At 70.3% G+C, this 13,186-nt stretch carries 11 protein-coding genes; 8 read left to right on the forward strand and 3 right to left on the reverse strand.

The window, feature by feature from the left end:
- Positions 1–130: 130 nt before the first annotated feature.
- Positions 131–1,906 carry an acetyl-CoA carboxylase biotin carboxylase subunit gene (locus HZF19_RS12815; protein WP_307781219.1) on the reverse strand — a complete coding sequence of 592 codons (1,776 nt, stop codon included), beginning with the start codon at positions 1,904–1,906 and terminating at the stop codon, positions 131–133.
- 17 nt (positions 1,907–1,923) lie between these two features.
- On the opposite strand from HZF19_RS12815, the gene HZF19_RS12820 reads away from it, so the two are divergent.
- Positions 1,924–2,721, forward strand: coding sequence for a biotin--[acetyl-CoA-carboxylase] ligase (locus tag HZF19_RS12820; RefSeq protein ID WP_208029184.1), 798 nt, complete (start codon positions 1,924–1,926; stop codon positions 2,719–2,721).
- Positions 2,722–2,749: 28 nt separating this feature from the next.
- Here HZF19_RS12820 and HZF19_RS12825 read toward each other — a convergent pair whose 3' ends face one another.
- Entirely contained in the window at positions 2,750–3,589 is an 840-nt protein-coding gene (locus tag HZF19_RS12825) for an aminotransferase class IV (RefSeq protein WP_208029185.1), read from the reverse strand.
- 34 nt (positions 3,590–3,623) lie between these two features.
- Complete coding sequence (locus HZF19_RS12830) at positions 3,624–4,634, reverse strand: anthranilate synthase component I family protein (RefSeq protein WP_208029186.1); 1,011 nt, start codon at positions 4,632–4,634, stop codon at positions 3,624–3,626.
- A 38-nt stretch (positions 4,635–4,672) separates the two neighbouring features.
- Between HZF19_RS12830 and HZF19_RS12835 the strand changes: the two genes are divergently transcribed.
- From HZF19_RS12835 to HZF19_RS12865, 7 genes are all read left to right on the forward strand, one after another.
- Complete coding sequence (locus tag HZF19_RS12835; protein ID WP_208029187.1) at positions 4,673–5,833, forward strand: acyl-CoA dehydrogenase family protein; 1,161 nt, start codon at positions 4,673–4,675, stop codon at positions 5,831–5,833.
- Positions 5,834–5,874: 41 nt separating this feature from the next.
- Positions 5,875–7,314 (forward strand): LCP family protein, encoded by a 1,440-nt coding sequence (locus HZF19_RS12840; protein WP_208029188.1) that lies wholly within the window; start codon positions 5,875–5,877, stop codon positions 7,312–7,314.
- 84 nt (positions 7,315–7,398) lie between these two features.
- On the forward strand, positions 7,399–8,679 hold the full coding sequence (locus tag HZF19_RS12845) for a UDP-glucose dehydrogenase family protein (RefSeq protein ID WP_208029189.1): 1,281 nt from the start codon (positions 7,399–7,401) through the stop codon (positions 8,677–8,679).
- Complete coding sequence (locus tag HZF19_RS12850; protein WP_208029190.1) at positions 8,679–9,617, forward strand: UDP-glucuronic acid decarboxylase family protein; 939 nt, start codon at positions 8,679–8,681, stop codon at positions 9,615–9,617. Before HZF19_RS12845 ends, HZF19_RS12850 begins: the two co-directional genes overlap by 1 nt.
- Before the next feature lie 9 nt (positions 9,618–9,626).
- The gene (locus tag HZF19_RS12855) at positions 9,627–10,736 is read left to right on the forward strand and encodes a glycosyltransferase family 4 protein (protein ID WP_208029191.1); all 1,110 of its coding nucleotides are present in this window, start codon (positions 9,627–9,629) and stop codon (positions 10,734–10,736) included.
- Entirely contained in the window at positions 10,733–11,902 is a 1,170-nt protein-coding gene (locus HZF19_RS12860; protein WP_208029192.1) for a glycosyltransferase family 4 protein, read from the forward strand. Before HZF19_RS12855 ends, HZF19_RS12860 begins: the two co-directional genes overlap by 4 nt.
- Complete coding sequence (locus HZF19_RS12865) at positions 11,899–13,185, forward strand: glycosyltransferase family 4 protein (RefSeq protein ID WP_307781220.1); 1,287 nt, start codon at positions 11,899–11,901, stop codon at positions 13,183–13,185. Before HZF19_RS12860 ends, HZF19_RS12865 begins: the two co-directional genes overlap by 4 nt.
- Position 13,186 lies beyond the last annotated feature (1 nt).

The following is a 13,186-nucleotide window of genomic DNA, read 5'->3' on the forward strand; positions in this document are numbered from 1 at the left end:
GCGTCCGAACCACAGCAACTACATGGCCGGCCGCACACCCAAACACATGCTCGACACCCTCAAAGCCCGACAGACAAACTGACACCCTCCACAGGGTCCACCTGTCAACAGGACCCCCGGACAGGACGGTCTAGTCGATCACCGCGACCACGTCGCCCGATCCGACGGAATCCCCGGGGGCGACCTTGACGTCCTTGACCGTTCCCGCCTTGTCGGCGTTGATGTTGTTCTCCATCTTCATCGCCTCGAGGACGCACACGGTCTGGCCGACCTCGACCTGGTCGCCGACCTCGACGAGCACCTTCACGATCGTGCCCTGCATCGGCACCGTGACAGCGCCGGAGCCCGCGGCGCTCGCGCCCCCGGCGGCGCCGCCGGCTGCTCGCCGGGGTCGGGGACCGGCAGATGCCGACCGGGCGGCGCCCGCTGGTGCGGCAGCGATCGACTCGGGCAGCCACATCGTGACGCTGAACCGCTTGCCGTTCACCTCGACATCGACGTCGCGGCGGGTCTTCGGCTCCGTCGCTGGTGTTTCGCCGCCGGGCGTCTGGCCACCCACCCCGCTGAGGTCGAGCACTTCCTCCACCCACTTCGTCGAGTGAGCAGCGGACCGGAAGTCGGGGTGCTCGAGGATGGCGATGTCGGCGGGGATCGTGGTGGCGATGCCCTCGATCGTCATCTCCCGCAGGGCCCGCACCATCCGTCGGATGGCGACGTCGCGGTCGCGACCCCACACGATCAGCTTGCCGACCAGGTTGTCGTAGAACTGGCTGACCGCATCGCCGGACTCGTAGCCGCCGTCCCACCGCACACCGAATCCCTGGGGGGGCACCAGCTTGTGGATCGGCCCCGGTGAGGGGATGAACGCGCCCCCCGCCGGGTCCTCGGCGTTGACCCGCACCTCGATGGCATGGCCGGTGCGCACGATCTCGTCCTGGGTGAACGACAGCGGCTCACCCGATGCCACCCGGATCTGTTCGGCCACGAGGTCGATGCCGGTGACCATCTCGGTGACCGGGTGCTCGACCTGCAGCCGGGTGTTCATCTCCAGGAAGTAGAACGCACCGTCCTGGTACAGGAACTCGACGGTGCCGGCGTTGTAGTAACCGCACGCCTGAGCCACCTTCACCGCCGCTTCGCCCATGGCTCGGCGGATCTCGTCGGGGAAGGCCGGTGCGGGGCTCTCCTCCACCAGCTTCTGGTGACGGCGCTGCGCCGAGCAGTCGCGCTCGCCGACCCACACGCAGTTGCCGTGGGTGTCGCCGATGATCTGCATCTCGATGTGGCGGGGCCAGGGGAGGTACCGCTCGACGTAGCACTCGGCCCGACCGAAGCCCTTGAGTGCCTCGGACTGCGCCGACTCGAACGCCTCGGCCGCCTCGTCCGCAGATCGCACGACCCGCATGCCGCGGCCGCCCCCTCCATAGGCCGCCTTGATCGCCACCGGCCAACCGTGCTCCTCGCCGAAGGCGATCACCTGGTCCGCGCTCTCGAGGAACTCGGTGGTCCCCGGCACACCAGCCACGCCGGCGGCCTCGGCGGCCCGCCGGCTGCTGACCTTGTCGCCCATGACCTCGATGGCCTCGGGAGGTGGTCCGATGAAGGTCACCCCCTGCGCGGTGATGGCGCGGGCGAAGTCGGTGTTCTCGGAGAAGAACCCGTATCCCGGGTGAACACCGTCCGCGCCCGAGCGCGCGATGGCATCGAGGATGGCGGCGGTGTTGAGGTAGCTCTCCGCTGCGGTCTGCCCGCCGAGGGCGAACGCCTCGTCGGCCAGCCGGACGTGAAGAGCATCCCGGTCGAGCTCGGAGTACACGGCCACCGTGGCGATGCCCATCTCCTGGCAGGCCCGGATGACCCGAACCGCGATCTCGCCCCGGTTGGCGATGAGAACCTTGGTCAGCACGCCATATGGTTACCTGCATGCGAGGGGACCGTGCCAGATCGGATCTCTCGGGCACCCGTTTCGCGGACCTCCGCTGGGTGGCCGAGACCACGTCGACGAACGCTGACCTGCTCCGGGAGGCGGCAGCAGGTGCACCCGAGGGCGTCGTGCTGGTGGCAGACCACCAGACCGCGGGCCGTGGGCGCCTCGGCCGGTCGTGGGAGTCCCCACCGGGCGCGTCCCTGCTCCTGTCGGTGCTGTTGCGACCCGCGCTGAAGCCCTCCCAGGCTCACCTGGTGGCGAGTGCCGTCGGGCTGTCGGCGGTCACCGCCTGCCAGCAGGTGGCGGATATCGAGCTCCGGCTGAAGTGGCCGAACGACCTCCTCGTCGACCTCGACGGTGTCGAGCGCAAGGCGGGGGGCATCCTCGCCGAGTCGATCATCGAGCACGACGTGCTCGAAGCGGTCGTGGTGGGGCTCGGGCTGAACGTGAATTGGCCGGAGACGATTCCGGAGGAGCTCGCAGGCATCGCCACCGCCCTCAACCTGGTGACCGGCAGGGAGGTGGATCGCGAGGACCTGCTCGTGGCACTGCTGCGCGAGCTCGACAGCTGGTGCGCCCAGCTCGAGCACGAGGAGGGGCGCGACCTGCTGCGCGCCACCTACCTGGCGCGCTCCGCGACGGTCGGGCGCGAGGTGCGGGTCGAGCGACCGGGCGGCACGCTCGAAGGTCGAGCGGTCGACGTGACGGCGGACGGTCACCTGGTCGTCGAGCACGAGACCGGCTCGGCGATCGAGATCACCGCCGGCGACGTGGTGCACCTGCGCCACGGTTGAGTGACGGCTGCCGTGAGGGGCCTTCCGCTCAGGGGTCGAGGGTTCGGGCCTGCAACTCGCGGAAGGCTCGCATGGCGTGCTCGGTCAGCGGGCCGGGGCACGCCGCCAGCACGACGCCGTCGACCGATCGGATGGGCTGGATGTCGCGGGTGCTCGACGTCAGGAACGCCTCGTCGGCCTGTGCCAGGCGGTCGAGCGGGATGTCCGCTTCCACCACCTCGACCAGCTCCAGCACCAGCTCGCGGGTGATCCCGGCGAGGCAACCGGCGCTGAGCGGGGGAGTCCACAACCTGCCGTCGAGACCGAGGAAGACGTTGGTCCCCGTCCCTTCGCAGAGGTTGCCGGCCGTGTTGGCGAAGATCGCCTCCTGGCCGCCGTGCTCGTTCGCGTACCGGAGTGCGACCACGTTCTCGGCGTAGGAGGTCGTTTTGAGGCCGGCCACCGCGCTGTGCTCGTTCCGCCGCCAGGGAACGGTCACCACCGCAGCCGATGGGGGCCACGGCGGCTGCGGGCTGACCGCGATCAGGATCGTAGGGCCACCGTCGCCCCGGTTGGAGCCCAGCGGTCCGGCGCCACCGGTGACGGTGATCCGGGCTCGACCCTCGGTGAGGTGGTTGGCGGCGATGGTGGCGGCGACACCGGCGCGCAGCTCGCCGTCGTCGTAGGGGATCTCGAGGCCGAGGCCGGCCGCGGAACGCCGGAGCCGGCGGAAATGGCGGGTCAGGGCGAACGCCTGGCCGTGCAGCACCTTGGTCGTCTCGAACACGCCGTCGCCGACCGTCAGCCCGTGATCCCACGCGGACACCGACGCGTCGTCGGGGGCGCGCAGCGCTCCGTCGATCCACACCAGCGGCGAGTCGGGGGTCACCCCGGCATGTTCGCGCGCCGGGCTGTCGCGCAGCTCATGCCGGCACGAAGGCGCCGGAGGCGACGTTGAGGAGGTTGCGGGCCTTGAGGTCGGTCTCGGCCCACTCGCCCTCAGGGGTGGATCCCCAGGTGATGCCGCCGCCCGTACCGAGATGGAGCCGGCCCTCCTCGATCCAGAAGGTACGGATGGCCACGTTCAGGTCGCCGGCGCGGCGATCCGCATCCACCCAGCCCACGGCCCCGCAATACACCCCGCGTGGTGCCGGCTCGAGGCGTTCGATGAGATCGAGTGCCGCCAGCTTCGGTGCCCCGGTCACCGATCCGGGCGGGAACGTGGCCTCCAGGAGCTCGGGCCATCCCGTCCCCGGGCGCAGGCGACCCTCGATCGTGCTGACCAGGTGGACCAGGCCGGGGTGGCGCTCCAGGGCGAGCAGGGAAGGGACTCGGACGGTGCCGTAGTCGCACACCCGACCCAGGTCGTTGCGGACCAGGTCGACGATCATCACGTTCTCCGCCCTGTCCTTGGCGGTCAGCTCCTCAGGGCTGGGGGCGGTGCCCTTGATGGGTGACGACCACACCCGGTCGCCGCGCCGGGAGAGGAACCGCTCGGGGCTGGCAGAGGCGACGTGCACGCCGTGGTCCGGCAGATCGACCACCGCGCTGAAGGGGGCGGGGTTGCCGAGCGCCAGCACGGCGCCGAGCGCCGCGACCTTCGCGCCGGGAGGCACCGGGGCGGAGAGCCGCCGGGTGAGGTTGACCTGGTACACGTCACCGGCGGCGATCGCCTCGCGGATGGTGCGCACGCCGCGCTCGAACCCCCCACGATCGAGGCTCGTGGTCCACGCGCCGGCCGGAGGGCCGATCCAGGGCCGACCCGGCCAGGGCCTCGCGGGGCGCACCCGGCCGAATCGGGCGCAGACGGGGCGCCCGGTGAAGGGCACCACGACCGCCCAGAAGCCCGAGCTGTCGAGTGCGGCCAGATCGTCGGTGACGTCCAGCAGCTCGGTGGCGAGCCGGTCACCCACGACCGCGAGGGCGTCGTCCACGGGTCGAGCCTATGGGCGGCGCGGCCTACGATCGAACCGTGGGATTCGAGTTGACGGCCGAGCAGGACGCGTTCCGCAAGGTGGTGCGCGAGTTCGCCGAGGCCGAGATCGCCCCGCGCGCGCAGGAGTGGGACCAGTCCCACACCTTCCCCGTCGACACCGTGCTGGCCATGGGTGAGCTGGGGCTGTTCGGGTTGCCCTTCCCGGAGGAGTACGGCGGCGGCGGCGCGGACCTGACGACCCTGTGCGTCGCCATCGAGGAGCTGGCCCGGGTGGATCAGTCGATGGCCATCACCCTCGAGGCCGCCGTCGGCCTCGGGGCCAACCCGATCTTCCGCTTCGGTACCGAGGAGCAGCGCCAGCGGTGGCTCCCCGACCTCTGCGCGGGCAGGGCGCTCGGTGCGTTCGGGCTGACCGAGCCCGATGCCGGCAGCGACGCCGGCGGCACCCGGACCCGGGCCCGGCTCGACGAGACCAGCGGCGAGTGGGTCATCCACGGTGAGAAGGCGTTCATCACCAACTCGGGCACCCCGATCACCTCCGTCATCACCATCACCGCGCTCACCGGGACGGCCGGCGCGGCACCCGAGATCAGCACCATCGTCGTTCCCGCCGGCTCCCCCGGCATGGTCGTGCACCCCCCGTACCGGAAGATGGGCTGGCACGCGAGCGACACCCACGGCCTGAGCTTCGACGGCTGCCGGGTGCCCGGCTCGAACCTCCTCGGCGAGCGAGGTCGAGGCTTCGCGAACTTCCTGGCGATCCTGGACGAGGGCCGGATCGCCATCGCCGCGCTCGCGGTCGGGGTGATCGAGGCGTGCCTGGACGCCTGCCGGCGCTACGCGTGCGAGCGCATCGCCTTCGGTCGGGCCATCGGCGCCAATCAGGCGGTGGCGTTCAAGGTCGCGGACCTCGCCGTGATGGCCGACGCGGCCCGGGCCTTGACCTACCGTGCTGCGGCCCTCGCCGACGCGGGGCGCCCGTTCAAGAAGGAGGCCGCCACCGCCAAGCTCTACGCGAGCGAAGCGGCTGTCACCGCCACCCGGGAGGCCACGCAGATATTCGGTGGCTACGGGTTCATGGATGAGACGCCCGTCTCGCGCCACTACCGCGACGCGAAGGTGCTCGAGATCGGTGAGGGAACCAGCGAGATCCAGCGGCTGGTCATCGCCCGCGAGCTCGGGCTTCCGGTCACGTAGCGCGCGAAGCGCCACCAAGCGCGCTGGTAGCGTGGCCGTCCGTGCGACGAGCCCGCCGGACGTGGCCACAGCGCCTGTTGATCACCGTCAACGTCGGGCTGGTGGTCATCTGCCTGGGCTCCGCCGCGGCGCTGACCTACGTGCAGCGCGAGGTGAGCGCCCTCCCACGGATCAGCATCGGTGGGGTGCTCGACGACCGGGCCGCTGCGGGGGAGCCGCAGAACATCCTGCTCGTCGGGGTGGACGACGGGAGTGGCCTGTCGTCCGGAGACCCGGTGCTCATCGGGCGGTCGCACTCGCTCAACACCGACACGATCATGGTGCTCCGCCTCGATCCCCGTTCGGAGAAGGCGCTGTTGCTGTCGCTGCCCCGGGACCTCTGGGTCCCGATTGCGGGGTCGAACTCGAAGGGGCGCATCAACTCGGCGATGGCCATGGGTGGGCCCGAGCGGCTGATCCAGACCATCCAGCAGGATTTCGGCATCCCGATCCACCACTTCGTGCAGGTCGACTTCGCTGGGTTCAAGGAGCTCGTGGCGGCGATCGACGGCGTTCCCATGTACTTCCCGTGGCCGGCCCGCGACCGCCGGACGGGGCTGGCGCAGGACGAGACCGGTTGTGTGACCCTCGACCCCGATCAGGCCTTGGCCTTGGCCCGTAGCCGCCACTTCGAGATCAACGAGGGCAAGGGGTGGAAGGAAGACCCGTCTTCGGACCACGGGCGTATCAGCAGGCAGCAGAGCTTCATCAAGGCTGCACTCAAACGAGCGGTGGCCCGAGGCGTGCGGAACCCGTTCACGCTCTCGCAGCTCATCCAGGTGGCGCAGAAGAACGTCACGCTCGACGACCAGCTCACCACGCAAGACCTGCTCGACCTCGGTTCGCAGTTCCGCGAGTTCGATCCCGACACCCTGGAGGTGTTCACCCCACCGACCCGAGGCGGCTTCGCCGGAGCGGCATCGGTGCTGTTCCTCGACGAGAAGGGCGCCCAGCCGATCTTCGACCGGTTCCGGGGTGTGGACCCCGATTCGGACCTGGTCGCCAGCATCCGGGTGGAGGTGAGGAACGGCTCAGGGCGCAGCGGCCAGGGGCGGCAAGCCCTCGACGCGCTCGGCCGTCTCGGGTTCGTGAGCGTGCGCTCCGTCGACGCTTCGAGCTTCCGAGTCGATCGGACGACCGTGCTCTACCGGCCGGGGAGCGAACGGCAAGCGGCCGAGCTGGCGAGGTATCTCGACGGGGCGGTCGGCTTCGAGATGGATCCGAGCCTGCCCGACGATGTGACGGTCGGCCTGGTCACCGGCACGGACTTCAACTCCGTGAGCGCGGACCCGCGACCCCTCGAGGACTTCCAGGCGTTCCTCGACGCACCGACGACCGCTCCGATGTTGCCGTCCACCACCACCCCTACCGAACAGGCCGAACCTGCCGAGGGCGCGGTGGGCTACGTCCCGATGCCACCGCCCGGGGTCAGCTGCGGCTGATCGACGCGACCCGCGGCAGTTGGTCTCGGCGGCCACCCACCCACGAGTACGATGGCGCCTGCCAGCGAGCCAGGGTGAGGGTGGATGGGAAGCAGGATCGCGGTCATCGGCACGGGGTACGTCGGCCTCACGACGGGCGCGTGCTTCGCCCACCTGGGCCATGACGTCGTCTGCGCCGACGTGGACGAGGCCAAGATCGAACGTCTGCGCAGCGGCGAGGTCCCGATCCTCGAGTCTGGTCTCGAGGAGATGGTGCGGGAGGGCTTGCGGTCGGGCCGGCTCCGGTTCGTGGTCGGCGCGGCTGGCGCGGTCCGCGACGCCGAGTTCGCATACCTGTGCGTCCCGACGCCACAGGGGCTCGATGGGTCGGCCGACCTGAGCTACATCGAAGCCGCGGCGAGGGAGATCGCTCCGCATCTCCCGCCTGCCGCGGTGGTGGTCAACAAGTCGACGGTGCCGGTCGGCTCGACCAGGTTCGTCGAGCAAGCGCTCGGCCGGTCCGACGTGTTCGTGGTCTCCAACCCCGAGTTCCTCAGGGAGGGCTCCGCGGTCACCGACTTCCTCCATCCCGACCGGATCATCATCGGCAGCGACGACCAGAGCGCCGCCATCCGGGTGGCTGCGCTCTACCTCGACGTCCCGGCTCCGTTGATGGTCACCGACCCCGCTTCCGCCGAGACCATCAAGTACGCGAGCAACGCGTTCCTGGCGACCAAGCTTTCGTTCGTCAACGCCATCGCCGCGGTGTGCGAAGCCGTCGGGGCGGATGTCAACGACGTCGTGCTCGGGATGGGCTACGACAAGCGCATCGGGCACGAGTTCCTGAAGCCCGGTCCCGGCTGGGGAGGGAGCTGCTTCCCGAAGGATTCGCGGGCGCTGCTGTACCTCGCCAAGGAGGCCGGGTACCACTTCGACCTGCTCGAAGGGGTGATCTCCGTCAACCATGAGCAGTTCGAACGGGTGGTGGAGAAGATCAGGCGCATGGTGGGCACGCTGGAGGGATCGACGGTCGCGGTGTGGGGGCTCACGTTCAAGGCCAACACCGACGACCTGCGCGAGTCACCCTCACTGGAGATCGTGGGCCGCCTCCTCGACTCGGGCGCGGTGGTGCGGGGGTACGACCCGACGGTCCGCGGGCCGCTCGATCAGCTCCCCGGCCTGCAGGTCTGCGACGATCCGTACGCGGCCTGCGGCGGGGCCGACGTCCTGGCGGTGCTCACCGAGTGGGACGAGTTCAAGTGGCTCGATCTGGACAAGGTGGGTGAGCAGCTCCGCCACCGTCAGGTCGTCGACGGCCGCAACCTCCTCGACCGCAGCGCGCTGGCGCGCCGGGGCTTCCGCTACGAGGGCATCGGGCGCACCTGATGGCCAGGATCGTCGTCACCGGGGGAGCAGGCTTCCTCGGTTCACATCTTGCCGATCATCTCCTCGCCCGGGGCGACGAGGTGATCGCCATCGACAACCTGGTCACCGGATCGGTGGCGAACATCGAGCATCTCTTCGGCGTCGAAGGCTTCACGTTCGTGAAGCACGACGTCAGCGAGTACCTCTGGGTGCCGGGACCGGTCGACGCGGTGCTGCATTTCGCCAGCCCGGCATCACCCAAGGACTACCTGGAGATGCCGATCCAGACGCTCAAGGTCGGCAGCCTGGGTACGCACAACGGCCTCGGCCTGGCCAAGGCCAAGCAGGCGACGTTCATGCTCGCATCCACCAGCGAGGTGTACGGCGATCCTGAGGTGCATCCCCAGCCCGAGAGCTACTGGGGCCACGTCAACCCGGTCGGCCCCCGCGGGGTGTACGACGAGGCCAAGCGGTTCGCCGAAGCGATGACGATGGCGTATCACCGGTACCACGGGATCGATGTGCGCATCGTCCGCATCTTCAACACCTACGGGCCTCGGATGCGTGCCGAAGATGGTCGCGTGGTGTCGAACTTCATCGTCCAGGCTCTCAAGGGCGAACCGATCACCATCTACGGCGACGGCACTCAGACCCGCAGCTTCTGCTACGTCGACGACGAGATCCGGGGATTTCTGGCCCTGCTCGACTCCGGCGAGAGCGGGCCCGTCAACATCGGCAACGACGGGGAGTTCACGGTCCGTGAGCTCGCGGACCTGGTCCTCGAGGTCACCGGCTCCTCGTCAGAGGTCGTCCATGAGCCGCTGCCGGTCGACGATCCCCGCCAGCGCCAGCCTGATCTGACGATGGCCCGGCAGCGGTTGGGGTGGCAACCGGAGATCGGCCTGCGCGAAGGCATCGAGCGCACGGTGACCTACTTCCGCCAGCTCCTCGACGTCTGAGCCGGGGCCATGGCACGGCAGCTACGCGTCGCGGTCACGCTCGAGCAGTGCTGGCACGACGTGCCGGGGGGCACGGCGCGATCGGCTCTGGACGCGGTGAGCGCCATGATCCGCCATGCGCACCTCGATCTGGTGGGGGTCAGCGCCCGCCATCGCCACCCACCCCCGCCCGAATGGCGACCGGAGATCGCGGTGCGGATGCTGCCGCTCCCGCGCCTGGCTCTCTACGAGAGCTGGCATGCCCTGCGCTGGCCGGCCGTCCAGCTGGCGACCGGGCCGGTCGACGTCATCCACGCCACCGGCATGGCCGTGCCGCCCCGATCGGCACCGCTGGTGGTCACCGTGCACGACCTGGGGTTCCTGCACCAACCGGGCCACGTCACCAAACACGGTCTGCGGTTCTTCCGGCGAGCGATCGACCTGGCCAGGCGCGAGGCGGACCTGGTGATCGCGCCCTCGCAGGCCACGATCGACGACTGCGTGGCTCACGGCTTCGACCCGACCCGGCTCCGGCTGGTGCCCTGGGGCATCCGCATCGAGGCCGCCTCGGCATCGGCAGTCGGGCAGGCGCTCACCGCTCGCCGGATCGAACGGCCCTACGTGCTGTGGACCGGGACGGTCGAGCCGCGCAAGAACCTACCGGTGCTGCTGGAGGCGTTCGGCCGACTCGAGGACGACGGTGTGGAGCTGGTGCTGGCCGGCCCTGCCGGATGGAACGAGGATCTCGAGCGGCTGATCGGACCGAGCCTGCGTGACCGGGTGCATGTGCTCGGCTTCGTACCGCCGCCGGACCTCCGCGCGCTGTATGCCGGCGCGAGGCTCTTCTGCCTCCCGAGCATCCGGGAGGGCTTCGGCCTGCCCGTGCTCGAGGCGATGGCTCAGGGGACCCCGGTGGTGACCTCTGCGGGCACGGCGACCGAGGAGGTGGTGGGCGACGCGGGTCTGGTCGTGGATCCCGCCGATGTCGAGGGGCTCGCGCATGCCATGGAGCGGATCCTGCGCGACGACGCGCTCGCCCGCCGGCTCGGCGAGCTGGGTCGGCAGCGGGCTGCCACCTTCACCTGGGAGCGCACCGCCGAGTCGCTCGTGGCTGCCTACGAGGAGGCGGCCGGAAGATGAAGGGATCATCGTCCCATCGCATCGGGTGCAACCTCCTCTGGCTGGTTCCCGGGGTGGTCGGCGGGAGCGAGGAGTACACGGTGGGCATTTTGCGCGCCTGGGTCCGTCAAGCCCACCGCTTCCCCGATCTGGAGCTCGTGCTGTTCGTGAACCAGCGCTTCCCGGCGCGCTACCCGGACCTGGTGCGGGACCTGCGCTGCATCGTGGCGCCGGTGTCGGGACGCTCGAAGCCGCTCCGGGTGGCGGCCGAGAGCACGTGGCTGGCGTGGCGATCGCGCCGGGAGCAGGTGGCGCTCGTCCATCACATGGGTGGCACGATGCCCGCTTGCAGAACAGCTCCCGGTGTCCTCACCATCCACGACCTGCAGCCCTGGGACCTGCCCCAGAACTTCGGCTGGACCAAGCGGGCCTACCTCCGGGTCGCGGTCCCCCGGTCCGCTCGGGCTGCCGTGGCGATCGTCACCCTGAGCAGCTGGGCCGGCCGGGACGTCGCCAGGCAGCTGGCGGTGGATCCCGCTCGGATCACCACGGTACCGCCTGATCTCCCTCGATGCCCCGAACCAGCCACGCCGGCGGGGACCGTGCTGTCAGCATACGACCTGGTCGGTCGCCCGTTCGTCCTCTACCCGGCGATCACCTATCCGCACAAGAACCACGCGACCCTGCTCCGGGCGTTCGCGCTGGCCGTCCGCTCGGACCCGGCGCCCGTGCTGGTGCTCACGGCGGGGAGCGGGCCCGCCGAGCCGGACTGCCGCCGGCTCATCGGTGAGCTCGGCATCGGCCCGCAGGTCCGGCGGACCTACCGGGTCCCGAGCGATCACCTCGACGTGCTCTACCGGGAGGCCACCGCACTAGCGTTCCCGTCACGGTATGAGGGCTTCGGCTTGCCGGTGATCGAAGCGATGAGTCGGGGATGCCCGGTCCTGGCCAGCGACGCGGGCGCGCTGGCGGAGGTAATTGGCGACGGGGGCGAGCTCCTCCCCCCTGACGACGTCGAGGCGTGGGCAGGGGCCATCCGCCGGGTGCTCGACGACGAGCCGTTCCGAGCGGAGCTCTCGCGGCGGGCGCGCTCGCGGGCCTCGACCTTCGAGCGCAGCGACTCGCCCCACCGGCTGGCGGAGGTGTACCGGCGAGCCATCGCCGCCGCGCGGGGGGGTGCCCGGTGACGGCGCGTCGAGCGCTCGAGGTGACCATCCTCTGTCCGCACTTCACGCCGGACGTGGCGCCTACCGGCGAGGTGATGACGAGGATCGCCGCCGAGCTGGTCCAGCGGGGCCACCGGCTGCACGTGGTCACCTCGCTGCCGTGGTACGAGCACCACGCGGTGGAGCCCGGCTGGGAAGGCCAGCTGGTGCGCACGGAACGAGCCGGCTGGGGACGGGTCAGCCGGATCCACCCGTTCCCGACCGACAAGCGCAACATCCCGGCCCGAGCCGTGGCGTTCGGCGGCTTCACCGGATTCGCTACGGCAGTGGCCCTCGGTGGCCCGCGCCCCGATGTCGTCCTCGCCATGTCGCCGCCGCTGACCCTCGGGCTTGCGGGATGGGTCGTCAGCAGGGTGCACCGAGTGCCGCTGGTGTTCAACATCCAGGACGTGTTCCCCGACGTCGCGGTCGAGCTCGGCCTGCTCACCGGGCGACGGGTCATCGCCGCGGCGCGGCACCTGGAGCGCATCTCCTATCGGCGGTCCGACGTGGTCACCGTCCTGTCGGACGACCTGGCGGAGAACGTGAAGGCGAAGATCACACAGGGCCTGCACGGTCGGGCCGCGGCCCGGCAGGCCGCGAAGGTGCACGTCATCCCCAACTTCGTCGACACCGGCTGGATCACTCCCGGGCCGAAAGAGAACCGCTACCGCGCCCTCAACGGTCTGGAAGGCAAGCGGGTGGTCATGTACGCGGGCAATGTGGGTCTCTCGCAGTCGCTCGAGCTGCTCCTCGACGCAGCGGCGGCGATGGTCGATGAGCCCGGAGTGGTGTTCGTCATCAATGGCGGCGGGGCTGCTCGCCCCGAGCTGGAACGACGCGCCCAGGGGATGTCCAACGTCCGCTTCATCGACATGCAGCCGAAGGAACGGCTCCCCGAGGTCCTGGCTGCGGCGGACGTCCACGTGGTGCCGCTCAAGAAGGGCCTGGCGTGGTCGAGCGTCCCGAGCAAGCTCTACTCGATCCTCGCCGCGGGTCGGCCGATCGTGGCCAGCGTCGACCCCGGTACCGAGGTGGCCCGGACGGTCGAGCGGGCGGGCGCCGGCCTGGCCGTCCCCCCGGGGGACCCGGAGTCGTTCACGAAGGCCATCCGGCGCCTGCTGGACGCGCCTGATGAAGCTGCCGCCATGGGCTCGTCGGGAAGGCGCTTCGTCGAGTCCTGGGCGTCGCCGGCTGCGGTGGCAGGAGCGTACGAGCAGCTCTTGTTCACCCTGCGCGCCGGAATGCCGAGCCGTGGCGACTAGC

It is taken from the genome of Rhabdothermincola sediminis, assembly GCF_014805525.1.
GTDB classification, from domain to species: domain Bacteria; phylum Actinomycetota; class Acidimicrobiia; order Acidimicrobiales; family Acidimicrobilacustridaceae; genus Rhabdothermincola; species Rhabdothermincola sediminis.